This window comes from Cupriavidus sp. HY129, assembly GCF_059492215.1.
Map to the genome: position 1 here is coordinate 2,725,753 of NZ_CP083254.1, position 24,334 is coordinate 2,750,086.

The following is a 24,334-nucleotide window of genomic DNA, read 5'->3' on the forward strand; positions in this document are numbered from 1 at the left end:
GAATATCTTTCTGCTGCTTGGATGGGACTGCTGGAGCCCCGGTTGCTATGTTAGGTTACGGCGATGTCTGGATCGCCCTCCCCCGAATCTGAAGCCGACGCCGCGCGCCTGCCCTACCGGATCGACCGGAATTTTACCCGCGGCCTGGTCTGGCTCCGGCGCGACCTGCGCGCCGATGACAACGCGGCGCTGCATTATGCCCTCAAGCACTGCCGGCAGGTATGGTGCGTATTCGTGTTCGACCGGGAAATCCTGGCGCCGCTGCTGGCGCGGGGGCTGCACGCCGATCGCCGCGTCGAGTTCATCCTGCGCACGCTGGCGCCATTGCGCCGGGCGCTGGAAGATTCGGGCGGCGGCCTGATCGTGCTCGACGGCACCGCGCGGCAGGCGATTCCGAGGCTGGCCGCCGAGCTTGAAGTGGAGGCCGTCTTCGCCAATCACGATTACGAGCCGGCCGCCAACGCTCGCGACGACGCCGTGCGCCGGACACTGGCCGCCGACAGCCGGGTGCTGCTCACGTTCAAGGACCAGGTCATCTTCGAACGCGACGAGATCCTGACTGGCCAGGGCCGCCCCTTCAGCGTGTTCACGCCTTACAAGAACGCCTGGCTGCGCACGGTGCGGCCGTTCGACCTGCGGCCATATCCGATCGGGAAGTACCTGGAAGCGCTTGCACCTGTTCCGCAACGATACCGGGGGCAATGGCCGACGCTGGCCGACCTCGGTTTCACTGCCACCAACCTGGCGGGGATCGCCATGCCAACGGGCAGTGACGGCGCCCACGCGCTGTTCGACGAGTTCCTGCCCCGCATTGGCGACTACGGCCGTCGGCGCGATTTTCCGGCTGTGCGGGGGCCAAGCTATCTCTCGGTTCACCTGCGCTTCGGCACGATCTCGATCCGCACACTCGCCCGCGCCGCGCATGATGCCATGCTGCGCGGCGGTGCCGCGAGCGAAGGCGCGGCCGTCTGGCTCTCGGAACTGATCTGGCGCGACTTCTATTTCATGATCCTGCATCACCATCCGCGCGTGGCGGAAGGCAAGTCGTTCCACCCCGAATACGATGCGCTGCGGTGGATCGCGCCAGCCACGGGCGACCGGTACTTCGCAGCCTGGTGCGACGCGCAGACTGGCTATCCGCTGATCGACGCCGCGATGCTCCAGATTCGCCAGAGCGGCTACATGCACAACCGCCTGCGCATGGTGACCGCCAGCTTCCTGGTCAAGGACCTGGGCGTGGATTGGCGCCGTGGCGAACAGTACTTCGCCGACCAGCTCAACGATTTCGACCTTGCCGCCAACAACGGCGGCTGGCAGTGGGCGGCGTCGACAGGCTGCGACGCGCAACCGTACTTCCGCATCTTCAATCCGGTCACGCAGTCGGAGAAATTCGATCCGCAGGGGCAGTTCATCCGGAAGTACCTACCGATGCTGGCCGCGCTGCCCGACAGATACGTCCATGCGCCGTGGACGGCGCCGGAAGAGGTGCTACGGGCAGCGGGCGTGAAGCTTGGAGAAGACTATCCGCGCCCGATCGTTCAGCACGATGTGGCGCGGAAGGAAACACTGGAGAGGTATGGCGTGGTGAAGGAGAAAACCCGGGGCAACGGGGACGTCTGAGATGCCTTGGACACCCGAGGCCCCTCAAGCCGCCAGCATCGCGCCTTCACGATAGTGCCGCTGCGCATCCTCGGCGCGGTCGGTTTCTTCGAACAGCCGCGCCAGCGCCAGATGCGCGCGAATGCAGATGCGGCGTTGCGCGTCGCGATCCGCATATTTCAGGGTGCGTTCGAAGTTCGATTGCGCCTTGCCCCAGAGCTGTTCGCCCAGGCACAGCACGCCAAGCGTGTAGTACAGGTCGGCATCGGTCGGGTGGTCAACCAGCCATTTCTCGGCCTGCTGGATCTGCGGCAGCGCCTTGCCCGGCTCCGCGCAGTCGGCGTAGCGCTGCACCAGCCGGCTGTCCCAGTTGACCTTGAGTGCTTCCTCGACGATGCGGCGTGCCTCGTTCTGCTTGCCGAGCGACGAGAAGTAGCGCGCCCCCAGTTCGGCGATGCGCACCGCGTGGCGTTCATCGGCCGTCAGCGAGCGCCAGAAATGAAACAGCGCCTCGGCGTCGTGGCGGCGCTCCTCGAGCATCGCTTCCACGGCCATCTGCTTCAGGCGCAGCGCCAGCACCGGGTGCAGCGCGTTGCGCTTCTCCAGCGAGCGCGCCAGTCGCAGGACCTCGCTCCAGTTCTTCAGATGCTGATGCGCGCGCAGTGCAATACGCTGCACGTGGATCTGGCGGCCACCCTTTTCCTGCAACTGGGCGATCGTCGCCAAGGCACCTTCGGCGTCGCGCGCGTCGACCAGCAGTTCGGCCATCGAGACCAGTCGCGCCTGTTCGCGCTCGGGGTCGGTGACCTGCGCCATCCAGGCGTCGCGGCGTTCCGACTCCTGCATCCGGTGCGCGGCACGGGCGCCCACCAGCGCGGCGGTCTGCGCCTGCTCGGGCCACGCCTGGGCTTCGTGGGCAGCGCGTTCGGCACGGGCGAAACGTCCCGCGAACAGATTCTCGATCGACTCGCGCAGCGCGGCCTGCGCCTTGCTCATGCGACTGCGCTCGCGATAGGCGGCGGCACGCTTCGGCATCTCCGACAAGTGCCGGAAGGTCGACAGCACCGTCCAGACGATAAAGAAGGCCAGCAACAGCAGCGCCAGTGTCAGGTTCAGCGACATTTCCACCCGGTACGGCGGATAGAACAGCACCACATTGCTCTGGTTGAACTGCGTAAACAGTGCCAGGCCGACGGCGCCGCCGAATAAAACAGCTACCCAGAAAAGGAGTCGCATGGCGGCTACTCCTTCTTCAGGGCGTGCAGCGCGCCGAGGCTCTCCGCCATGGTCGGCAGGGATACCGTCACCGCGCTGGCCTGGGCCTGCTTGAGCATCGTCAGCACGCCCTGCACGCGGCGCGAACGGGTATCGCAATAGCGCGCGATCATGCCCTGCGCGGCGGCGAGATCGTTCCGGAAGACGGGTTCGTTGCGCGACAGTAGCGCCAGCCGCGCGTTGAGCAGGCGCAGCTTGATGTTCTCGCGCAGGAACCAGCCTTGGTCACCCGAGAGCAGCAGCGCGTTGGTGTCATCGACCTTGCGCACGCGGATCACCTGACCAAGCTCGTCGAGCACGTACGTCCACAGTCGCGACACGATATTGCCACCCGCCGCGCTGGCCGCCGCGGGCGTCGAGGCCCCCTTCGGCGCGGCCGGTGCCGGCTTGTTGCCCTCGCCCGGCGTGCGGTCAAGCATCCGCTCGCCCGACAGCAGCGGCAGTGAATCGATCTGGTTGATCGCCTCGTCAAGCTTGATCGCCGCCCCGGTCAGGTCGGTATCCGGCACGGCCTTCATCCGGCCGATATCCCGCGCAATGGCGCGGCGAAGCTGGTTGTATTGCGGCTTGTCCGAACGCGCCAGGCGCGCATCGGCGCTTTGCAGCGCGGCCAGCGCCACCTGCACGTTGCCGGTGAGTTGAAGCTGCTGGCCGGCGTTGGTCAGCAACTGCTGGATTTCGGCGATTTCCCAGTCGTCGCGGTTGCGCATCAGGTCCTGATAGACCTGTTCCAGCGCGGCCTGCTTGTCGCGCGTCTCCGTGATTTGGCCGTCGAGCGCACCGACCTTGCCCTGCAACGCCTTGACCGTCTCCTGCGCATCGCGCGACAGCACCCGCGTTTCCTGCACGAGCGTGTCCGCGCTCTGCTGGCGACGCGCCAGTTCCTGGGTCAGATGCTCGACCCGCATCTGCAACCACCAGAAGCCCCCGGCAACGGCGACCACCAGCACGGCGACAAGCAGCCACCATGGATTCATTCGGCGCGCGGGTGTCACAAATGCGCCGGACATGCCGGAACTACCGGGGTTACCGCCCGGATTCGGCGAGGGGGACGTGGTGTCTGTCGTCACGCGTTCGACTTTGGTTGACGTGGGTTCCTTGGGTGCCATTGGCGCCGGTGTCGGCTCCGGTTCCGGCTGCACGGCCACCGGGGCGGGTGCAGGCGATACGGGGGCGGGCGCTGGCGTGGCCGGCCCAGCATAGGCTTCGCCCCATTGCGTGCATGCGGCCAGCAGCCCGGCATCTCCGGGCGCGGCGGGCAGCACGTGGGCAAATCCCAGCGACTGAGCCTGCGCGGCAATTCTCGCATGTGGTGCGATGCACTGCATCTGCTTCAGACGTTCGTGTTCCTGAGGCGACAGATGCAAACGCACCAGCCCGTCCAGGTTGCGCACGGCTTCCGAACTGGTCAGCAGCCACGCGTACGGCGGCGCATCGGGCTTGAGGCTGTCGCGCACGGCCTGCCATTGCATGCCGCTCGGCTCGGGCAGGGTGCGGCTGTAGGCTTCCACGGCTTCGACGGTCGCGCCGGCGTCGCGCAGACGATCGGCTAGCCATTCGCGCCCGCCGCTGCCCCGGATGATCAGGACCTTGCGGTCGGCAAACGCGCCCGGCGAGGTGTCGAGTTCGGACCAGAGCGCCTCTGAATCGAAGCGCGCTGCGTCGCCGGTCGTGTCATTGCCCTGAGCGCCAGCAGGCGCGATCACACGATACGCGGGCGGGGCGATACCCCGTTCCGCCAACGCGACCACGCTCGATGGCCCCACCACGGCCACCGGCACGCTTTCCGGCCACCGGGCTCCGCCCGGAGCGTTCTGGACCTGGGCAAGGGTGTCCAGTCCGTAGGACACCGCGTTCGGGCTCACGAACACCACCAGCGCGTAGTCCTGGATCCGGCCAAGCGCGGTGCGCAGCGGCGCGTCATCGGCCGCGGGCCCGATCGCCAGCAGCGGGAAACTGAGCACGTCGAGCCCCGCGGCCTGCAACGCTTCGGTCAGTTGCCGGGACTGCCCGGCGGGTCGTGTTACTACGACGGTCGGGCGAGGCATCGCGGGTTCCTCAAACAGGTCCGGCGGTGGAGTCCGTGGAAAGCGCGGCCAGCACGCCGTCCGCGCCCTGGGCCAGCAGGTCGCCGGCGACGGCAGTTCCGATCGCTTCGGCGTCGGCTACCGTGGCGACGGGTCCCGTGGCATGGGCGCGCACCTGACGCGAACCGTCGGGCAGCGCCACGAAGGCGTCGAGTTGAAGACTGGCGTCACGCCAGCGCGCGTGCGCGGCAAGGGGCACCTGGCACGAGCCGCCCAGGCGGCGCGAGACGGCCCGTTCGGCCGATACGGCGAGCAGCGTGGGCAGATGGTTCAGCGGCGCCAGCCATTCGGCCAGTTCGGGACGATCCGCACGGATCTCGATGCCCAGGGCGCCCTGTCCGGCCGCCGGCAGCGAGCTTTCCGGCGCGATCAGCGCGCGGATGCGATCGCCCAGGCCCAGTCGCTTGAGCCCGGCCGCGGCCAGGATGATGGCGCCGTACTCGCCACGGTCCAGCTTGCCCAGGCGCGTGTCCAGGTTTCCCCGGAGCGGCTTGATCACCAGATGCGGAAAGCGGCTGCGCAGCGCGGCTTCGCGGCGCAGGCTCGAAGTGCCCACCACGGTTCCGGCCGGCATCTCTTCAAGCGAGGCGAATTGCGCCGAAACCAGCGCATCGCGCGGGTCCTCGCGCTCCATCACCGCCGTCAGCGTGAAGCCTTCGGGCAGCTCCATCGGCACATCCTTGAGCGAGTGAACGGCCAGGTCGGCGCGTCCCTCGGCCATGGCGACCTCCAGCTCCTTCACGAACAAGCCCTTGCCGCCTACCTTGGACAGGGTCCTATCGAGAATTTGATCACCCCTTGTCGTCATGCCCAGAATGGACACATCGCAGGAGGGATAGTATTGTTGCAACGCAGCACGAACATGTTCAGCCTGCCACATCGCCAGCCGGCTTTCGCGCGAGGCGATGACCAGCTTGTGCGGCATGCTGCTTGATACTGCAGCGGACGAAGAAGACGGATTGGCGGGTGCTTGCATCCGCGCATGTTAGCACGCAGGCTGGTAGCCTCTGGCCCCTGATCAGCCGTAAAAGTACGATCCGGCAAGGCTTTGCGGCCGGTCAATATAGAAAAGCTACGAAGCGATAAAGAGGAGATTGTTGATGACGCAGCCTGCTGCGCGCCCCACCGGCCGTTCACGCTCTACCGGCCGCAAGTCTGTTATGCCAGCCTCAGGCCAGCTTGACCCCAAAGGCGCATCCCCCAAGACCCCGAAAGCCACGAAACCCCGTACCAAAGCGGCAGTCAGGCCCAAGCTCGCGGTCGTGACGGCCGAGGGCGCCGCCGCAACGGCCGCAACTGCCGCGGCCGCCACTGCCCCCGCCCGCCGCACCGCCGACAAGGACCTGCCGCTGCGCGAGGACATCCGCTTCCTTGGCCGCCTGCTGGGCGACTGTGTGCGCGAGCAGGAAGGCGATGCCGCCTTCGACCTGGTCGAGACGATTCGCCAGACCGCCGTGCGCTTCCGGCGCGAGAACGACCGCGCCGCCGGCACCGAACTCGACCGCCTGCTGAAACGCCTGTCGCGCGACCAGACCAATTCGGTGGTGCGCGCCTTCAGCTACTTCTCGCATCTGGCCAATATCGCCGAAGACCAGCACCACAACCGCCGCCGCCGGGTGCACGCACTGGCCGGATCTCCCCCGCAGCCGGGCAGCCTGGCGCGTGCGCTGCAGGCCATTGACGCCGCCGGTGTGACTGGCAAGCAACTTCGCGAATTCCTCGACGACGCATTGATCGTGCCGGTGCTGACCGCGCACCCGACCGAAGTCCAGCGCAAGAGCATCCTGGACGCGGAGCGCGAGATCGCCCGCCTGCTGGCCGAGCGCGACCTGCCGATGACCGCCCGCGAGCGCGACCACAACACGGCCCAGCTCCGCGCGCGCGTGACCACGCTGTGGCAGACCCGCATGTTGCGGAACACGCGCTTGATGGTGGTCGATGAAATCGAGAACGCGCTTTCGTACTACCGCACCACGTTCCTCCAGGGTATTCCGCGCCTGATGGCCGAACTGGAAGAGGACATCGCCGAAGTCTTCCCGCGCCGTTCCAAGACCGGCGCCACGCCCGCGCCGCTGGCGCCGTTCCTGCAGATGGGCTCGTGGATCGGCGGCGACCGCGACGGCAATCCCAACGTCACGGCCGAAACGCTCGAGCACGCGGCGCGCCAGCAAGCCACCCTGCTGTTCGACTGGTACCTCGATGAACTGCACGCGCTGGGCGCCGAGCTGCCGCTGTCGTCGCTGATGGTCGATGCCAGCCCCGAACTGCTGGCGCTGGCCGAAGCCTCGCCGGACCACTCCGAACACCGTGCGGACGAGCCCTACCGCCGCGCGCTGATCGGAATGTATGCGCGCCTGGCGGCCACCTCGCAGTTGCTGACTGGCCATATCGCGCAACGCCATCCGGTGGCCGACGTCGCTCCCTACGAGAACGCCGAAGCATTCGCAGCCGACGTGCAGATCGTGGTCGATTCGCTACGCACCCATCATGGCGAGGCGCTGGCCCGCGGCCGCGTCGACGCGCTGGTGCGCGCGATCGCGGTCTTCGGCTTCCACCTGGCTTCGATCGACATGCGCCAGGTATCTGACGTGCACGAGGCCGTGATCGCCGAACTGTTCGCGACAGCCGGCATCGAGTCCGACTACGCTGCGCTGCCGGAAGCACGCAAGCTGGAACTGCTGCTGGCCGAACTGCGCCAGCCGCGCCTGCTGACGCTGCCGTGGCACGACTACACGGAACAGACACGCAGCGAACTGGCGATCTTCGCGATGGCCCGCGACCTGCGCGCCCGCTATGGCGCCCGCATCGCGCGCAACTACATCATCTCGCACACCGAGACGCTGTCCGACCTCATCGAGGTGATGCTGCTGCAGAAGGAAGCCGGCATGTTGCGCGGCACGCTGGGCAGCAAGACCGATCCGGCGCGCATGGAGCTGATGGTCATCCCGCTGTTCGAAACCATCGAGGATTTGCGCAATGCGGCCGGCATCATGCAGTCGCTGCTGGATCTGCCGGGCTTCGACTCGGTGATCGCCCACCATGGCGTCGAGCAGGAAGTGATGCTCGGCTATTCGGATTCGAACAAGGATGGCGGTTTCCTGACGTCGAACTGGGAACTCTACAAGGCCGAACTGGCGCTGGTGAAACTGTTCGAGGAACGCCGCGTGAAGCTGCGCCTGTTCCATGGCCGGGGCGGCACGGTGGGTCGCGGCGGTGGCCCGACCTATCAGGCCATTCTGTCGCAGCCGCCCGGCACCGTGAACGGCCAGATCCGCCTGACGGAACAGGGCGAAATCATCAACAGCAAGTTCGCGAATGCCGAGATCGGCCGGCGCAACCTGGAAACGGTGATCGCTGCCACGCTGGAAGCATCGCTGCTGCCCACCCAGAACGCGCCGAAGGACCTGGCGACGTTCGAAGGCGTCATGCAGCAGCTGTCCGACCATGCGTTCTCCGCGTACCGTGACCTGGTCTACGAGACCCCGGGCTTCAAGGACTACTTCTTCGCCACGACCCCGATCACCGAGATCGCGGACCTGAACCTCGGGTCGCGGCCGGCATCGCGCAAGCTGATGGACAAGAAGCACCGCCGCATCGAAGACCTGCGGGCGATTCCATGGGGCTTCTCGTGGGGCCAGTGCCGTCTGCTGCTGCCAGGCTGGTTCGGTTTCGGCAGTGCCGTGCAGGCCCTGCTGGACGCCGCGTCGGACGAAAAGTCGCGCAAGGCCACGGTGGCCACGCTGAAGCGGATGGTGAAGTCGTGGCCGTTCTTCAGCACGCTGCTATCGAACATGGATATGGTGCTGGCCAAGACCGACCTGGCCGTGGCGTCGCGCTACGCGGGGCTGTGCGAGGACACCGCGCTACGCAAGGCCGTGTTCTCACGCATCAGCGCCGAATGGCACCTGACCAGTGACATGCTCGGGCTGATCACCGGCCGGCAGGAACGGCTGGCTGACAACCCGCTGCTGGCGCGCTCGATCAAGAACCGCTTTGCCTACCTGGATCCGCTGAACCACCTGCAGGTGGAACTGCTCAAGCGGTACCGGGCCGGCAAGGATGGCGACGACGTGCGCGTGCGACGCGGAATCCACCTGACGATCAACGGGGTGGCGGCCGGGTTGCGTAATAGCGGTTAATTCGTCGCCGACATGTGCTGTATCCGCCGGTTTTCTCCCTTTTCTCGCAGGCGGGAGAAGGGGCGGGGGAGAGGGTGCGGCGGCCCTGAATGCGGCTAACGTGCCTTGCACGGCCTGCCCTCTCCCCTGACTCCTCTCCCACGTGCGGGAGAGGGGAACCGGTCCGCAGCAGTTCTGCCCGCCTCTGGCGATATAATCGCCGTTTCCGATTTTCCGCCCTGCCCCGCCATGACCTCCCAACTAGCCAAGAAAGGCGAAGCCTGGTCCGCCCGCTTCTCCGAACCGATGTCCGATCTGGTGAAGCGTTACACCGCGTCGGTCTTCTTCGACAAGCGCCTGGCGCTGTTCGATATCCAGGGCTCGCTGGCCCATGCGGCCATGCTGGCAAAGCAGGGCATCATCGCCGAAGCCGACCGCGCCGAGATCGAGCGCGGCATGACGCAGATCCGCGGTGAGATCGAGTCCGGCGCGTTCGAGTGGAAGCTGGACCTCGAAGACGTGCACCTGAACATCGAGGCGCGCCTGACCGCCCTGGTGGGCGACGCCGGCAAGCGCCTGCACACGGGCCGTTCGCGTAACGACCAGGTGGCAACCGACATCCGCCTGTGGCTGCGCAGCGAGATCGACAGCATCGTCGGCCTGCTGGGCGACCTGCGCGGCGCGCTGCTCGACCTGGCCGAGAAGAACGCCGACACGATCCTGCCCGGCTTCACCCACCTGCAGGTGGCCCAGCCGGTCACGTTCGGCCATCACCTCATGGCCTATGTGGAAATGTTTACGCGCGACGCCGAGCGCATGGCCGATTGCCGCCGCCGCGTGAATCGCCTGCCGCTGGGCGCCGCCGCGCTGGCAGGCACCAGCTATCCGATCGACCGCGAGTTCGTGGCCGCGCAACTGGGCTTTGACGGCGTGTGCCGCAACTCGCTCGACGCCGTGTCCGACCGCGACTTCGCGATCGAATTCCTGGCCGCCGCGTCGCTGATCATGACGCACGTCTCGCGCTTCTCTGAAGAACTGGTGATCTGGATGAGCCCGCGCGTCGGCTTCATCGACATCGCCGACCGCTTCTGCACCGGCAGCTCGATCATGCCGCAGAAGAAGAACCCGGACGTACCCGAACTGGCCCGCGGCAAGACTGGCCGCGTGTACGGCCACCTGACCGGTCTGCTGACGCTGATGAAGGGCCAGCCGCTGGCGTACAACAAGGACAACCAGGAAGACAAGGAGCCGCTGTTCGATACGGTCGATACCGTGGTCGACACGTTGCGCATCTTCGCCGACATGGTGCCCGGCATCAGCGTCAAGCCGGACAACATGCGCGCCGCCGCACTGCAGGGCTACGCCACCGCCACCGACCTGGCCGATTACCTGGTCAAGCGCGGCCTGCCGTTCCGCGACGCGCACGAGGCCGTGGCCCACGCCGTGCGCGCCTGCGACGACCGCCACTGCGACCTGGCCGACCTGACCGTCGAGCAACTGCGCGAAGTCTCGGGTCTGGGCGACAAGGCCTCGCTGATTGGCGACGATGTACACAGCGTGCTGACGCTCGAAGGCTCGGTGGCATCGCGCAACCATATCGGCGGCACCGCGCCGGATCAGGTACGCGCCGCCATCGCCGCCGCACGCAAGGCGCTGTAAGTTTCGCGTAAGTCTTTGTCGTAAAAAAGCCGCTGTGCCGTCAGGCCAGCGGCTTTTTTGTTTCCAGCTTTCCTCGCCCGGCCAAGCGCGGGAAAGGGCAGAAAGAGAAGAGAACCCACGCCATGTCCGCCTGTTAGGACAATCCCCTAGCGCCCTTACAAATTGTGACAGATACACTATTTGGCGCAAAAACCGGGGAGACAACCCATGAATTACTTGCTTGGTCTGTCACGACAGATCGACAGGTTGAATCAGCATACGGGCAGGCTTGCAAACATCATGATCCTGCTGTCGTGTCTGATCAGTGCAGGTAACGCCCTGCTCCGCTACGGCTTTAACCTCAGCGACAACTGGCCACTGGAATTGCAGTGGTACATGTTTGCCATTGCCGTGATGTTCGGCGCGTCGTACACGTTCCAGCGCAATGAGCACGTGCGTGTGGATCTGATCTACGGCAGCGTGTCCGAGCGTGCGCAGCACTGGATCGACATCTTCGGCATCGTCGTTTTCCTGCTGCCCTCCACGATCCTGTTCACGTGGCTGTCGTGGGAATCGCTGTTCCTGCCTTCGTGGCGCATCCTCGAGCAATCGGGCAATTCGGGCGGCCTGCCCCGTTATCCGATCAAGCTCGTCGTGCCCATCGGCTTTGCCCTGCTCACGCTGCAGGGGATTTCCGAACTGATCAAGCGCTTCGCCGCCCTGCAGGGCCTGCTGCGCATCGAATCGAAATACGAAAGGCCGGTGCAATAATGATTCCATTGGAATATATGCCGCCGCTCATGTTCGGCGGCCTGGTGGTATTTATGCTGATCGGGTTCCCGGTCGCATTCTCGCTGTCGGCCGTAGGTCTGGCCTTCGGCTTCCTGGCCATCGAATGGGGCTACTTCCCCGTGCAGTTCCTGCAGGCCGTGCCGAGCCGCGTGTTCGGCAGCGTGCTGTCCAACGAACTGCTGCTCGCGATTCCGTTCTTCACCTTCATGGGCGCGATCCTGGAGAAATGCGGACTCGCGGAGGACATGCTCGACTCGATGGGTCAGTTGTTCGGCCCGGTTCGTGGCGGCCTGGGCTACTCGGTCATCATCGTCGGTTTCATTCTGGGTGCGATCACCGGCACGGTGGCGGCGCAGGTGATCGCCATGGCGATGATCTCGCTGCCCGTGATGATGCGCTACCGCTACAACATGAAGTACGCCACGGGCGTGCTGGCCGCATCGGGCACGATCACCCAGCTGGTGCCGCCGTCGCTGGTGCTGGTGGTGCTGGCCGACCAGCTGAAGACCCCGGCCGGTAGCGCCGACGTCGGCAGCATGTACCTGGGCGCCTGGGGCCCGTCGGTGATCCAGATCGCGCTGTTCGCGCTCTACACCTTCGTGCTGACCCGCATCAAGCCTGACTGGCTGCCGCCGGTACCGGAAGAAGCGCGCACGCTGCGCGGCTGGGCGCTGTGGCGCACCTGCCTGCGCGGCATCATCCCCTGCGCCGTGCTGATCTTCCTGGTGCTCGGCACGATCATGCTCGGCATCGCCACGCCGACCGAGTCCGGAGCGATGGGTGCGGTTGGCGCCCTGGTGCTAGCCGTGATCCGCGACAAGGGCTTCAACAAGATCGACCGCAACATCTATCGACTGGGCCTCTTGGCAACGCTGGTGGCCGCTGCGGTGGGCGTCTTCGCGTTCGGCTCCCATGCGTTCCGCATCCCGCTGGCGATTGCCTACCTTGTGGTGTTGTGGCTCCTGATCCGCGCCGGCCAGCTGACCGACCTGCGGCTGCTGATCGTGGATGCCTACCAGTCCACCGCGCGCATCACCGCCATGGTCGTGTTCATCCTGATCGGCTCCACCTGCTTCTCGGTGGTGTTCCAGGGCGTGGACGGCGGCGCATGGGTGGAGCACCTGTTCACCTCGCTACCGGGTGGCTGGATCGGCTTCCTGATCGTGGTGAACCTGTTCATCTTCTTCCTGGCGTTCTTCCTCGACTTCTTCGAGATCGCGTTCATCGTCGTGCCGATGCTGGCGCCGGTTGCGGTCAAGGTGCTGGCCCCGGTGGTAGCCGATTCGATGGGCGGCAACCCCGAAGCCGCCGCCACGGCCGCGCTGGTCTGGTTCGGCGTGATGCTGTGCGTGAACATGCAGACATCGTTCATGCACCCGCCGTTCGGCTTCGCGCTGTTCTACCTGCGCGGCATCGCCCCGAAGGAAGTCAAGAGCTCGGACATCTACTGGGGCGCCCTGCCGTGGGTGGGCCTGCAGCTCGTCATGGTGCTGCTGGTGATGTTCTGGCCGGGCATGGTGACTGGCCTGCTCGACAAGGGATCGCTCAAGCACAGTAATTCCGCCGAGGTCAGTATCCCGCTTGGCGGACAGGACGACGGCAAGCCCGGGGGGGCGTCCTCGCCCGGCACGCTGGAGTTGCCGAGCGGCGGCGACTCGAGTGAACCGGTGGCGCCTTCGTTCCAGTTCGAGAAGAGCAAGTAACTGGATTGAAGTGGGGCTGGAGGGTGATGCGCTGACCCTATCCCCACAGATCACGCAGGACACAAAAAACCCCCGGCCTCGCGGCACGGGGGTTTTTGTTTGGATCGAATGAAGCCTTGCTGTGAAGCCTTACTGCTTCACGCAATCCACGAAGTACGCCTTCTGGCCATCGACCTCGTCTTCGACCAGGCCGTGGATGTCGGTCTCGAAGCCCGGGAAGAGCTTGTTGAACTCGCGTGCAAACTTCAGGTACTTCACGATCGTGCGGTTGAAGCGCTCGCCCGGGATCAGCAGCGGAATGCCCGGCGGGTACGGCGTCAGCAGGATCGCAGTCACGCGGCCTTCCAGTTCGTCGACGGGCACACGCTCGATTTCGCGGTGCGCCATCATCGCCCAGGCATCCGACGGCTTCATCGCCGGTTCCATGTCCGACAGGTACATCTCGGTGGTCACGCGCGCCACATCGTTGGCCTTGTAGACGCTGTGGATCGCGTCGCACAGGTCGCGCAGGCCCAGTCGCTCGTACTGCGGGTGCTTGCCCACGAACTCGGGCAGCACGCGCCACAGCGGCTGGTTCTGGTCGTAGTCGTCCTTGAACTGCTGCAGCTCGGTCACCAGTGAGTTCCAGCGGCCCTTGGTGATGCCGATCGTGAACATGATGAAGAACGAGTACAGACCCGTCTTCTCGATGATGATGCCGTGCTCGGCCAGGTACTTCGTAACGATTGCCGCCGGGATGCCGCGCTCGCTGAACTCGCCGTCCACGTCGAGGCCCGGGGTGATGATCGTGGCCTTGATCGGATCCAGCAGGTTGAAACCATCGGCCAGATCGCCGAAGCCATGCCAGCGCTCGTTGGCCTTGAGCATCCACTCTTCGCGGTCAGGAATGCCATCTTCGGCCAGCGCGTCCGGGCCCCACACCTTGAACCACCAGTCGCCATTGTTGGCGACGTCGTAGTCGGCTTCCACCTTGCGCACGGCACGGCGGAAGTCCAGCGCTTCCTGGATGCTTTCCTCGACCAGCGCGGTGCCGCCCGGCGCTTCCATCATCGCTGCGGCCACGTCGCACGAGGCAATGATCGAGTACTGCGGGCTCGTCGAGGTGTGCATCAGATACGCCTCGTTGAAGCGGTAGCGATCCAGCTTGCGCGTTTCCGAATCCTGCACGAGGATCTGCGAGGCCTGCGACAGGCCAGCCAGCAGCTTGTGCGTGGACTGCGTGGCGAACACCAGCGCATCCTTGCTGCGCGGACGGTCACGGCCGATCGCGTGCATGTCGCGATAGAAATCGTGGAACGCCGCGTGCGGCAGCCAAGCCTCGTCGAAATGCAGCGTGTCGATTTCCGACGTCAGCATTTCCTTGATCTGCTCGGCGTTGTACAGCACGCCGTCGTACGTACCCTGCGTGATCGTCAGGATGCGCGGCTTCTGGTTCTTCGCCTTGCTCGCGAACGGATGGTTCTCGATCTTCCTGCGGATCGTCTCCGGGTCGAACTCGCTCTTCGGAATCGGGCCGATGATGCCGTAGTGGTTGCGCGTCGGCATCAGGAACACCGGAATTGCGCCCGTCATCATGATCGCGTGCAGGATCGACTTGTGGCAGTTACGGTCCACCACCACGATGTCGCCCGGCGCCACGTTGGCGTGCCAGACCATCTTGTTCGACGTCGACGTGCCGTTGGTCACGAAGAACATGTGGTCGGAATTGAAGATGCGCGCGGCGTTGCGCTCCGACGCCGCCACCGGGCCAGTGTGGTCCAGCAGCTGGCCAAGTTCCTCGACCGCGTTGCAGACGTCGGCGCGCAGCATGTTCTCGCCGAAGAACTGGTGGAACACCTGGCCCACCGGGCTCTTCAGGAACGCCACGCCGCCCGAGTGCCCCGGGCAGTGCCACGAGTACGAACTGTCCTGCGCGTAGTCGATCAGCGCCTTGAAGAACGGCGGGGCCAGCGAATCCAGGTAGACCTTGGCTTCGCGGATGATGTGGCGCGCCACGAATTCGGGGGTGTCCTCGAACATGTGGATGAAGCCGTGCAGCTCGCGCAGGATGTCGTTCGGAATATGGCGCGACGTGCGCGTCTCGCCATACAGGAAGATCGGCAGATCCGTGTTGCGGCGACGCACTTCGGTCACGAACGCGCGCAGCTTCTCGATGGCGGCCGCTTCGGGCTGATCGTCGGCGCGCACGAACTCGTCGTCGTCGATCGACACGATGAACGTGGATGCCCGGCTGGACTGCTGGGCGAACGACGTCAAGTCGCCATAGCTGGTCAGACCCATCACTTCCATGCCTTCATTCTCGATGGCCTCGGCCAACGCGCGAATGCCCGAGCCGGAGATGTTCTCGGAGCGGAAGTCTTCATCGATGATGATGACGGGGAAGCGGAATTTCATCGGGCATCCTTGATGAGCGTGCTTGGAAAGAACTTGAGCCACATGGCCGGCGGGGATTTCCCCGCAAACGGCGGCATGTGGCTCTTTCGTCAGGTCTGGCGCCTGACCGGTTCATGGCCGGCGGCGCCCCCGGCGACGGACGCCGGCATTGTAATGCGATCAGGTCTTCGGCAGTGTGACACCCTGCTGGCCCTGGTACTTGCCACCACGGTCGGCGTACGAGGTCTCGCAGATTTCGTCGCTCTCGAAGAACAGCACCTGCGCACAACCTTCGCCGGCATAGATCTTGGCGGGCAGCGGCGTGGTGTTGGAGAACTCAAGCGTCACATAGCCTTCCCACTCGGGTTCGAACGGTGTCACGTTGACGATGATGCCGCAGCGGGCATAGGTGCTCTTGCCCAGGCAGATCGTCAGAACGCTGCGCGGAATCCGGAAGTATTCCATCGTGCGGGCCAGCGCGAACGAGTTCGGCGGGATGATGCAGACATCGCCCTTGAAGTCCACGAACGACTTCTCGTCGAAATTCTTCGGATCGACGATCGTGCTGTTGATGTTCGTGAAGATCTTGAATTCGTCGGCGCAGCGGATGTCGTAGCCGTAGCTCGACGTGCCGTAGGACACGATCTTGCGGCCGTCCGACTCCCGTACCTGGCCGGGCTCGAACGGTTCGATCATGCCGTGCTGCTCCGCCATGCGGCGGATCCACTTGTCGGATTTGATGCTCATAAAGGCGTGGGCGGATAAGTCGGGCGGCGGGCTGCCGCTGGATTGGGGCGCATTGTACAACCAATCGCTTCTGGCGCTCTTGTTCCGGCTTCTGTTGCGATCTGGTGCCGCGCAGCGGAATTCCTAGACCGCAGGCGCCAGCGTCTCGGCCGGTGTGTGGCGGAACCGCTCCCGCCCGGTGTAGAGCAGGAAATGCTTGCCGGTGCAGCGTGCGAATAGCGTCATTCCGACACGCTTGGCCATCTGGTAACCCATTTGCGTCACACCCGAACGCGATAACAGGAACGGAATGCCCATCTGGGCGCCCTTGATGACCATTTCCGACGTCAGTCGGCCCGTGGTGTAGAAAATCTTGTCGGCGCCGCTCATGTCCTCGAGCCACATCCACCCGGCGATGGCATCCACCGCGTTGTGGCGGCCCACGTCCTCGACGAAGGTCAGCAACTCGCTGCCCCGGAACAAGGCGCAGCCGTGAACCGAGCCGGCCTGCTTGTAGACCGATTGCTGAAGCCGGATGGTATCGACGATCGCGTACAGCGTTTCCTGCTCGAGCCGGGCGTCCGGGGGGAGCGCGATGGTGTCGACCTCGTCCATCAGCGAGCCGAACACCGTGCCCTGCCCGCAGCCCGTGGTCACCACGCGGCGCGCGGTGCGCTCCTCGATGCGATCGACCCCCGAACGGGTGGTCACGGCCACCGACTCGGTTTCCCAGTCCACCTGGACCGAAGCAATCTGCTCGATCGACTCCACCAGTCGCTGATTACGCAGATAACCCAGGACGAGATGCTCCGGCGCGCCGCCCAGCGTCATCAGCGTGACCAGTTCGCGTTTGTCCAGATAGACCGTCAGCGGACGCTCGCCTGGCAGCCAGGCCGGACGTTCCCTGCCTTGCTCGTCGAGGACAGCCACCTCTTCGATCAGGGGTACGCTGGCATGGGTCAGTTCGGGGCGCAGGGACATGTGGGGGAGGCGGGCTGGCCCTTCCGAAGGTCGGGCCAGCTACAGCGGAAGCTATCTGGAGGGATCAGGAGGCGGCGATCACACCGCAGGCGATGCGGCCGCCCGAGTTGCCGGTGGGCTGGGTGCGGTAGTCGTCGGGATCCTTGTGGACAACGACGGCGCGGCCAACCACGCTGTTCGGGCCAGGCGCCACGGTCACGTCCGGCATGATGAACTGGACGCGCGCGTTGCCGCTGGAGTCCGCCACGAGGTTGTTCATGTCGCCGGCATGATGATCGGGCATCGTCATCTGGCCGTGCGGCTTGCCTGCTGGGTTGAAGTGCCCACCCGCGCTCATCGCGTCGGGCGCGGAGCAGTCACCCTTCTCGTGGACATGGAAGCCATGCGTCGTGCCTGGCGGCAGACCGGTCACCGATACCACCACCATCACGCCACCGCCGGCCTGCTGGTCGAACGTGACGCGTCCCGCGGTATTCGTGCCGCTCTTGGGGCTCAGCGCCGCGGCGGCTTTCATGGACGCGCTGGTTGCCGCCGCGCCACTGCTGCTACTGCTGCTGGACGAACCCCAGCCCCAGTTCGAGCAACCCGCCACAGCCAGTGCGGCAGCGCCCATCGTCAAACCAAAAAGTACACGTTTCATGCCGAGCCTCCTCTTGCGGTTAAGAGCCCGGCGATTGTACGCCCGACCCGCACACGCGAGTGCCTCAAACTACAACCCCGTACCAATGCGCATGATCAAGCCTGCCCCGGACGCTGGCGGCTACGGCCCGCGTCCTCCGGCGGTGTGGAACGCTGCGCTGGGATCTTGCCGGCCTTGATATCGTCGTACCAGTGCTCATGGTGCTCCTGGGCCCAGGCCTCGTCCACGTAGCCATCGCGCATGGCGCGGTAGGCGCCTTCCATGCCGATCGTGCCCATGTAGATATGGCCGCAGGCCAGCGCGATCATCAGCACCGCGGCGATCGCGTGGATGACGTTGGCGATCTGCATCGTGGCGCGGTAGTACTCCAGGCCCGGCACGATCATGTCGAGCACCCAGCCCGACGCAGACAGGATCAGTCCGAAACAGACCAGTCCGATCCAGAACCAGAGCTTTTCGCCGGCGTTGAAACGGTGACTCGGCACGTGGCTGCCCGTGAGCAGCCCCCCTGCCCGCGCGATCCACGTCAGGTCGTCGCGGCTGGGCAGGTTGTCGCGCACGAAGAGCACGAAGGCAACGACGATCGCGACCGTGAACACCGGCCCGCTCAGGTTATGCAGGTTCTTGAGGATGTACGTGAGCCATCCGAACAGCGTATGGCCGAAGATCGGCAGCAGGACGTGCTTGCCAAACAGGATCACGAGGCCCGAGATCGCCAGGATCGAGAACGAGATCGCCATGGTCCAGTGCACGATGCGTTCCAGCGGCGTGAAGCGTTCGATCAAACGGCCCGTGCGCGGGGTCTTGAGCGGAATCGTGCCTCGCCAGGCGAAGAACGCCAGGATCGCCAGCGGCACGACCACCACCAGCCAGCCACCCCACACCGTGATCACGCCATTGCGGAACAGGCGCCACTTCTGGCCCGTGCGCTGGATCAGCACACCGGCCTCCTTGGCAGGCAGGCTGCTGTAGTTCGGCTGGTCGGAGTTCACCTCGCGCCAGACCGGCGCATTGTTGCCCGGCTGCGTCTGCGAACGTTCCTGCTGCGCGCGCGCCTCGGCGGCCATGTCGCGGCGCGGCACATTGAAAATGTTCTCGCTCGCGATGCCCGCGAGCGGCTGCGCGGGGTGCGTAGCCGGGTTGTTCGCGTTATCGGACTGCGAGGCGGACTGCGCGGCGGCCTGTTGCGCCTGCGGTGCCGATGCTGGCGCCTGCGCGAACGCGCCGGCCATCGCCAGCGTCATCAGCGCGCCGGCTAGCCACCGTCCTGTACGTGAAAGCCGCGTCATAAGCCCTCCTTGCCGGCGCTCACGGCGTCTTGTTGTACTCGTTCTGGTACTGGTTGCGCTCATGGATCTGGCGCACCCAGCTATCCCTGTCGCCCGGCGTCCATCCCTTGGCGACGAACGGATCGCCGGGGGCGCCCTGCCAGGCCGGCGTATCCGATTTCTTGAACGAAGCGGTCGATGTCTGCGCCTTCTCGCCGCAGCCGGCGATCAGCAGGCCCGCGAGGCTCAGGGCAATCAGCAGTGCGCGGTTCATGATGCGCCCCCCTCGCTGGCTGGCGCGGCGGGCGCGGTGGGTGCGCCACCCGGCGCCGCGGGCGGCGTGCCCGCTGCCGGCTGCGCCTTGACGCCGCCGTAGGCCGTGCCCCAGCCGAAGACGTCGCCGCCCTTGCCGCGCTTGATCACGCGATTGCGCAGGATGTCGGCGATCACGTCGCCATCGCCGCCGAGCAACGCCTTGGTCGAACACATTTCCGCGCACAGCGGCAGCTTGCCTTCGGCCAGGCGGTTGCGGCCGTACTTCTCGAACTCTGCCTCGCTGCCGTTGGCTTCCGGGCCGCCGTTGCAGAACGTGCACTTGTCCATCTTGCCGCGCACGCCGAAGGTACCTTCGCTCGGGAACTGCGGCGCGCCGAATGGGCAGGCGTATGAGCAGTAGCCGCAGCCGATGCAGACATCCTTGTCGTGCAGCACCACGCCGTCTTCGGTGCGATAGAAGCAATCGACCGGGCAGACCGCCATGCACGGCGCATCGGAGCAGTGCATGCAGGCCACCGAGATCGACTTCTCCGCGCCGACCACACCATCGTTGACCGTCACCACGCGGCGCCGGTTCACACCCCAGGGCACCTCGTGCTCGTTCTTGCAGGCGGTGACGCAGCTATTGCACTCGATGCAACGCTCGGCATCACAGATGAATTTCATGCGGGCCATTTGCGTCTCCGTCCTTATGCGAACCGCTCGATCTGGCAAACGGTGGTCTTGGTTTCCTGCATCATCGTCACCGAGTCATAGCCGTAGGTGGTGGCGGTGTTCACCGCCTCCCCGCGCACGATCGGCATCGCGCCCTCCGGGTAGTAGGGCTTGAGATCCTTGCCCTGCCACCAGCCAGAGAAATGGAACGGGATGAACGCCGTATCCACGCCCACGCGCTCGGTCACCAGCGCGCGCACCTTGATCCTGGCGCCGGTCGGCGTCTTGACCCAGCAGTAGTCACCGTTGCGGATGCCGCGTTCGGATGCCGCCGTCGGGTTGATCTCGACGAAGTTCTCCTGCTGCAACTCGGCCAGCCACGGGTTCGAGCGCGTTTCCTCGCCACCGCCCTCGTACTCGACCAGACGGCCCGAGGTCAGGATGATCGGGAATTTCTCGTAGACCTTGTTCTCGATGTTGCGCTGCTGCACGGTCTTGTAGAGCGTGGGCAGGCGCCAGAAGGCCATCTTGTCGTCGTGGGTCGGGTACTTGGCGACCATGTCCGGGCGCGTCGAGTACAGCGGCTCGCGGTGTTGCGGGATCGGGTCCGGGAAGTTCCAGACCACGGCCCGCGCGCGGGCATTGCCGAACGGGTGGCAGCCGTGGTTCTTCATCACCACGCGCTGGATGCCGCCCGACAGGTCGGTCTTCCAGTTCTTGCCATCGGCCGCCTTCTTCTCGGCGTCGGTCAGTTCGTCCCACCACCCGAGCTTCTTGAGCAGCACCGCGTCGAATTCCGGATACCCGGTGGTGATGTCCGCGCCCAGCGAGTGCGATCCATCGGCCGCCAGCAGGCTCACGCCATCACGCTCCACACCGAAGTTGGCGCGGAAATTACCGCCACCGTCCATCACGTTCCTGCTGGTGTCGTAGAGGTTCGGCGAGCCCGGGTGCTTCAGCTCCGGCGTGCCGTAGCAGGGCCATGGCAGGCCGAAGTAATCACCGGTGATGTCATAGCCGGTGACCGGGTCCTTGCCGCCCTTGCAGCGCAACGAGCGCACATCGAACATGTGCATATTGCGCATGTGGGCCTTCAGTCGCTCGGGTGACTGGCCCGTGTAGCCGATGGTCCAGTTGCCGGCGTTGATCTCGCGCAGGATCGATTCGGTCTCGGGCTCCCGCCACGTGCGTCCTGCGCGCTTGACCTCGACCAGCTTGTAGTTCTTCGACAGTTCGTTGGCAAAGCCCAGCTTCTCGGCGAACGCCTGCATGATTGCGTGGTCGGGCATCGACTCGAACAGCGGCTCGATCACCTTCTCGCGCCATTGCAGCGAACGATTCGACGCCGTGCACGAACCCGAGGTCTCGAACTGCGTGCAGGCCGGCAGCAGGTACACGGCACGGTTCGGGTTGGGGGTATCGCCTTCGGTCGCCGGCATGTTGGCCATGGCGGCCGTAGCCGACGGATACGGGTCGATCACGACCAGCAGGTCGAGCTTGTCGAGCGCGCGCTTCATCTCCAGGCCGCGCGTCTGCGAGTTCGGCGCGTGGCCCCAGAAGAACACGCCACGCACGTTGTGGTCCTGGTCGATCAGTTCCGGCTTCTCGGTGACGATGTCGATCCAGCGCGACACCGTGGTGCCGGACTTCTCCATCATCGCCTGCGAGGCGAACTGCTTCTTGATCCATTCGTAGTCCACGCCCCAGACCGTCGCGAAGTGCTTCCACGCGCCGGCAGCCAGGCCGTAGTAGCCCGGCAGCGAATCCGGGTTCGGCCCCACGTCGGTGGCGCCCTGCACGTTGTCGTGGCCACGGAAGATGTTGGCGCCGCCGCCCGACACACCGATGTTGCCGAGCGCCAGTTGCACGATGCACGATGCCCGCACGATGGCGTTGCCGATTGTGTGCTGCGTCTGGCCCATGCACCAGACCAGCGTGGACGGGCGGTTCTTCGCCATCGTCTCGGCCACGTACCGGACTTCGGCCTCGGGCACGCCGCAGACTTCCTCGACCTTGTCCGGCGTCCACTTGGCCAGCACTTCCTCCTTGACCTTGTCCATGCCGTAGACGCGGTCAGCCAGGTACTTCTTGTCTTCCCAGCCGTTCTGGAAGATGTGATACAGCACGCCGAACAGGAACGCGATATCGGTGCCCGAGCGGATGCGGACATAGTGATCGGACTTGGCCGCCGTGCGCGTGTAGCGCGGGTCGACCACGATCACCTTGCAGCCGCTCTCCTTGGCGTGAAGCAGGTGGAGCATCGACACCGGATGCGCCTCGGCCGCATTCGAACCGATATACAGCGCCGCCTTGGCGTTCTGCATGTCGTTGTACGAATTGGTCATCGCACCGTAGCCCCAGGTGTTCGCCACGCCAGCCACGGTGGTCGAATGGCAGATGCGCGCCTGGTGGTCGGTATTGTTGGTGCCGAAGAACGAGACCCACTTGCGCAGCAGGTAGGACTGTTCGTTGCTGTGCTTGGACGAGCCGATGAAGAACAACGAATCCGGTCCGGTTTCCTGGCGGATCTGCTTGAGCTTCGCGCTGATCTCGTCGAGCGCCTGATCCCAGGAAATGCGCTGGTACTTGCCGTTGACCAGCTTCATCGGGTACTTCAGCCGGTATTCGCCGTGACCATGCTCGCGCAGCGCGGCGCCCTTGGCGCAATGCGCGCCCAGGTTGATCGGCGAATCGAACACGGGCTCCTGCCGCACCCACACGCCGTTCTGCACCACCGCGTCGACCGCGCAACCCACCGAGCAGTGGCCGCAGACCGTGCGGCGCACGACGATATCGCCCTTGCCGCCTGCTCCGCTCTTGCCGTCGTCGGCATCGGCGCGACGCATCATCGTCAGTTGCGTGGCAGCCAGCCCCGCGCCAACGCCGATGCCCGAACGCTTGAGGAAGCTGCGGCGGTCCATGGTCGGCATGGCGCCGGCCAGACCTGCGGCAAGGCGCGCGGACAGGCGTCCTGATGACTGGGACTGGGATTGCGAACTGGAATCAGCGAGCCGGCTGCTGAGCCGGCCGGTCTGGCCTTGGTCCGCGCGATGGTTGGCGCCGTCGTTCGCGCCGTTGTTCGCACGTTTGCGGGTCAGGGGGGTCATGGCTTGCCTCGATCAGAGCGGTTGGCGTGTGCGACAACTCGGGCGCGCGCCAGCACGCCCGGGGCAACATGCCTAAACCAGCGTGGTCCGGTAGTACTTGCGGATATGGGCAGAGACCCGGTAGCCATCACTGCCCGGCGCGGGATCGGCCTTGGCGGCGACGGCCTCGGCAAGCGCGGGCTGTCCGCGCGTGGCCACAACGGCGGCGCCGGCTGCGGCAACCACGCCGGCACCCGCCAGAAAGGTGCGACGTGCGACCCGGGGTTGTTTATCTTCCATGAGGACTCCTCGGCTATGCCGTACCGATGGATGATTTATTTATGACGTGTTTTGCATATTCTAGTTGCAACACCACCGAATGACCACGCACGCGGCCGCAAAATCCGTAAATATCGGACAAACCCCGACCTCGCCCCCGCTCAGTGCATCTCGAGCGCGACAGCCTCGACGCTGCAAAACGCGCGTAACAGTCCTGCGGCACTGCGGTAGAAGCGGGCCTGCGGATGGTTCTCGAGGGCGTCGCACAACCGGTCCACCCAAGGCTGCAGATGCCGGGCGAAGAAGCGTTGCTGCTCGCCAAGATTCGACACCGCCAGGTCATCGCCGGCCACGAGATAGCGCATCACCTCGCACAGCGCGGCCACGTGGTCCTCGGTTTCGCTGACGTTATCGTGCCGCGTGAGCCCGTAGCGGGCCAGATCGTCACGCAATGCCACCAATGGCCGCTCGTTGAGAAAGCCGGCCTGATAGAACGAGCCGTAGAGAAAGATCTCCTGCTTGCCGACGCCGACGAACAGCTGCGCGTATTCGTCCGCGGCTTCCGCGGCGGTCGTGATCGATGCTGCGTCGCACAACATATTCCACGCGCGACCAAGCACGGTATCGGCATCTGCACCTGACGCGCGATTGGCAGCGATATGGTGCAACAGCGTCGCATCGGGCGCCTGATAGAACAGCGTGGCCAGCAGACCGTAGAGATCGGCGCGCGCGGTGTCCTCGGGATCGGGCTCGCCGTGCGCCGGCGCCTGGGCGGTAAGCTGAATCGGCTGGAAATCGCTCATATTGTGATGCATCCCTTCCGTTTATCCCTTCTGTAG

General features: G+C 65.3%; 18 protein-coding genes. 5 read left to right on the forward strand and 13 right to left on the reverse strand.

Annotated features, from left to right (window positions below; translation table 11 throughout):
• The first annotated feature begins 63 nt into the window (after positions 1-63).
• Positions 64-1,620: a cryptochrome/photolyase family protein gene (locus K6G35_RS12500; protein WP_495675784.1), complete on the forward strand. Its 1,557-nt coding sequence runs from the start codon at positions 64-66 to the stop codon at positions 1,618-1,620.
• A gap of 24 nt (positions 1,621-1,644) precedes the next feature.
• Here K6G35_RS12500 and K6G35_RS12505 read toward each other — a convergent pair whose 3' ends face one another.
• Genes K6G35_RS12505 through hemC form a run of 3 tightly spaced genes read right to left on the reverse strand, consistent with a single transcriptional unit; the run spans position 1,645 to position 5,937 of the window.
• On the reverse strand, positions 1,645-2,835 hold the full coding sequence (locus K6G35_RS12505; protein WP_008646288.1) for a heme biosynthesis protein HemY: 1,191 nt from the start codon (positions 2,833-2,835) through the stop codon (positions 1,645-1,647).
• Between the two features lie 5 nt (positions 2,836-2,840).
• Positions 2,841-4,922, reverse strand: a complete 2,082-nt coding sequence (gene hemDX, locus K6G35_RS12510; RefSeq protein WP_495675785.1) for a fused uroporphyrinogen-III synthase HemD/membrane protein HemX — start codon at positions 4,920-4,922, stop codon at positions 2,841-2,843.
• Between the two features lie 10 nt (positions 4,923-4,932).
• Positions 4,933-5,937 carry a hydroxymethylbilane synthase gene (hemC, locus tag K6G35_RS12515; protein WP_495675786.1) on the reverse strand — a complete coding sequence of 335 codons (1,005 nt, stop codon included), beginning with the start codon at positions 5,935-5,937 and terminating at the stop codon, positions 4,933-4,935.
• A 124-nt stretch (positions 5,938-6,061) separates the two neighbouring features.
• On the opposite strand from hemC, the gene ppc reads away from it, so the two are divergent.
• The 4 genes from ppc to K6G35_RS12535 all read left to right on the forward strand — a co-directional run bounded on the left by ppc (position 6,062) and on the right by K6G35_RS12535 (position 13,212).
• Positions 6,062-9,100, forward strand: a complete 3,039-nt coding sequence (gene ppc, locus K6G35_RS12520; protein ID WP_495675787.1) for a phosphoenolpyruvate carboxylase — start codon at positions 6,062-6,064, stop codon at positions 9,098-9,100.
• Between the two features lie 228 nt (positions 9,101-9,328).
• Complete coding sequence (argH, locus tag K6G35_RS12525; protein ID WP_008646292.1) at positions 9,329-10,738, forward strand: argininosuccinate lyase; 1,410 nt, start codon at positions 9,329-9,331, stop codon at positions 10,736-10,738.
• A gap of 207 nt (positions 10,739-10,945) precedes the next feature.
• Positions 10,946-11,488 carry a TRAP transporter small permease subunit gene (locus K6G35_RS12530; protein WP_008646293.1) on the forward strand — a complete coding sequence of 181 codons (543 nt, stop codon included), beginning with the start codon at positions 10,946-10,948 and terminating at the stop codon, positions 11,486-11,488.
• On the forward strand, positions 11,488-13,212 hold the full coding sequence (locus tag K6G35_RS12535; protein WP_008646294.1) for a TRAP transporter large permease: 1,725 nt from the start codon (positions 11,488-11,490) through the stop codon (positions 13,210-13,212). Before K6G35_RS12530 ends, K6G35_RS12535 begins: the two co-directional genes overlap by 1 nt.
• Positions 13,213-13,341: 129 nt before the next feature.
• Here the strand turns inward: K6G35_RS12535 and K6G35_RS12540 are convergent, their stop codons facing one another.
• From K6G35_RS12540 to K6G35_RS12585, 10 genes are all read right to left on the reverse strand, one after another.
• Positions 13,342-15,606: an arginine/lysine/ornithine decarboxylase gene (locus K6G35_RS12540; RefSeq protein ID WP_008646295.1), complete on the reverse strand. Its 2,265-nt coding sequence runs from the start codon at positions 15,604-15,606 to the stop codon at positions 13,342-13,344.
• 159 nt (positions 15,607-15,765) lie between these two features.
• The gene (gene dcd / locus K6G35_RS12545; protein WP_008646296.1) at positions 15,766-16,332 is read right to left on the reverse strand and encodes a dCTP deaminase; all 567 of its coding nucleotides are present in this window, start codon (positions 16,330-16,332) and stop codon (positions 15,766-15,768) included.
• A 123-nt stretch (positions 16,333-16,455) separates the two neighbouring features.
• On the reverse strand, positions 16,456-17,292 hold the full coding sequence (locus tag K6G35_RS12550) for a formate dehydrogenase accessory sulfurtransferase FdhD (RefSeq protein WP_495675788.1): 837 nt from the start codon (positions 17,290-17,292) through the stop codon (positions 16,456-16,458).
• Positions 17,293-17,356: 64 nt separating this feature from the next.
• Entirely contained in the window at positions 17,357-17,932 is a 576-nt protein-coding gene (locus K6G35_RS12555) for a superoxide dismutase family protein (RefSeq protein WP_495675789.1), read from the reverse strand.
• A gap of 95 nt (positions 17,933-18,027) precedes the next feature.
• Positions 18,028-19,221: a formate dehydrogenase subunit gamma gene (locus K6G35_RS12560; protein ID WP_495675790.1), complete on the reverse strand. Its 1,194-nt coding sequence runs from the start codon at positions 19,219-19,221 to the stop codon at positions 18,028-18,030.
• Positions 19,222-19,240: 19 nt separating this feature from the next.
• On the reverse strand, positions 19,241-19,474 hold the full coding sequence (locus tag K6G35_RS12565) for a hypothetical protein (protein WP_011517331.1): 234 nt from the start codon (positions 19,472-19,474) through the stop codon (positions 19,241-19,243).
• Entirely contained in the window at positions 19,471-20,151 is a 681-nt protein-coding gene (fdh3B, locus tag K6G35_RS12570) for a formate dehydrogenase FDH3 subunit beta (RefSeq protein ID WP_186424822.1), read from the reverse strand. Before fdh3B ends, K6G35_RS12565 begins: the two co-directional genes overlap by 4 nt.
• Before the next feature lie 14 nt (positions 20,152-20,165).
• The gene (locus K6G35_RS12575; RefSeq protein WP_317915263.1) at positions 20,166-23,237 is read right to left on the reverse strand and encodes a molybdopterin-dependent oxidoreductase; all 3,072 of its coding nucleotides are present in this window, start codon (positions 23,235-23,237) and stop codon (positions 20,166-20,168) included.
• 72 nt (positions 23,238-23,309) lie between these two features.
• Positions 23,310-23,516 carry a formate dehydrogenase gene (locus tag K6G35_RS12580; protein ID WP_495675791.1) on the reverse strand — a complete coding sequence of 69 codons (207 nt, stop codon included), beginning with the start codon at positions 23,514-23,516 and terminating at the stop codon, positions 23,310-23,312.
• 140 nt (positions 23,517-23,656) lie between these two features.
• Complete coding sequence (locus tag K6G35_RS12585; protein WP_187192247.1) at positions 23,657-24,298, reverse strand: TorD/DmsD family molecular chaperone; 642 nt, start codon at positions 24,296-24,298, stop codon at positions 23,657-23,659.
• Positions 24,299-24,334: the final 36 nt, after the last annotated feature.

What these genes read in the sequence shown, in the direction of transcription:
- K6G35_RS12500 (WP_495675784.1), top strand. Translation starts at nt 64, where the DNA reads ATGTCTGGATCGCCCTCCCCCGAATCTGAAGCCGACGCCGCGCGCCTG.
- K6G35_RS12505 (WP_008646288.1), bottom strand. Translation starts at nt 2,835, where the DNA reads ATGCGACTCCTTTTCTGGGTAGCTGTTTTATTCGGCGGCGCCGTCGGC.
- hemDX (WP_495675785.1), bottom strand. Translation starts at nt 4,922, where the DNA reads ATGCCTCGCCCGACCGTCGTAGTAACACGACCCGCCGGGCAGTCCCGG.
- hemC (WP_495675786.1), bottom strand. Translation starts at nt 5,937, where the DNA reads ATGCAAGCACCCGCCAATCCGTCTTCTTCGTCCGCTGCAGTATCAAGC.
- ppc (WP_495675787.1), top strand. Translation starts at nt 6,062, where the DNA reads ATGACGCAGCCTGCTGCGCGCCCCACCGGCCGTTCACGCTCTACCGGC.
- argH (WP_008646292.1), top strand. Translation starts at nt 9,329, where the DNA reads ATGACCTCCCAACTAGCCAAGAAAGGCGAAGCCTGGTCCGCCCGCTTC.
- K6G35_RS12530 (WP_008646293.1), top strand. Translation starts at nt 10,946, where the DNA reads ATGAATTACTTGCTTGGTCTGTCACGACAGATCGACAGGTTGAATCAG.
- K6G35_RS12535 (WP_008646294.1), top strand. Translation starts at nt 11,488, where the DNA reads ATGATTCCATTGGAATATATGCCGCCGCTCATGTTCGGCGGCCTGGTG.
- K6G35_RS12540 (WP_008646295.1), bottom strand. Translation starts at nt 15,606, where the DNA reads ATGAAATTCCGCTTCCCCGTCATCATCATCGATGAAGACTTCCGCTCC.
- dcd (WP_008646296.1), bottom strand. Translation starts at nt 16,332, where the DNA reads ATGAGCATCAAATCCGACAAGTGGATCCGCCGCATGGCGGAGCAGCAC.
- K6G35_RS12550 (WP_495675788.1), bottom strand. Translation starts at nt 17,292, where the DNA reads ATGTCCCTGCGCCCCGAACTGACCCATGCCAGCGTACCCCTGATCGAA.
- K6G35_RS12555 (WP_495675789.1), bottom strand. Translation starts at nt 17,932, where the DNA reads ATGAAACGTGTACTTTTTGGTTTGACGATGGGCGCTGCCGCACTGGCT.
- K6G35_RS12560 (WP_495675790.1), bottom strand. Translation starts at nt 19,221, where the DNA reads ATGACGCGGCTTTCACGTACAGGACGGTGGCTAGCCGGCGCGCTGATG.
- K6G35_RS12565 (WP_011517331.1), bottom strand. Translation starts at nt 19,474, where the DNA reads ATGAACCGCGCACTGCTGATTGCCCTGAGCCTCGCGGGCCTGCTGATC.
- fdh3B (WP_186424822.1), bottom strand. Translation starts at nt 20,151, where the DNA reads ATGGCCCGCATGAAATTCATCTGTGATGCCGAGCGTTGCATCGAGTGC.
- K6G35_RS12575 (WP_317915263.1), bottom strand. Translation starts at nt 23,237, where the DNA reads ATGACCCCCCTGACCCGCAAACGTGCGAACAACGGCGCGAACGACGGC.
- K6G35_RS12580 (WP_495675791.1), bottom strand. Translation starts at nt 23,516, where the DNA reads ATGGAAGATAAACAACCCCGGGTCGCACGTCGCACCTTTCTGGCGGGT.
- K6G35_RS12585 (WP_187192247.1), bottom strand. Translation starts at nt 24,298, where the DNA reads ATGAGCGATTTCCAGCCGATTCAGCTTACCGCCCAGGCGCCGGCGCAC.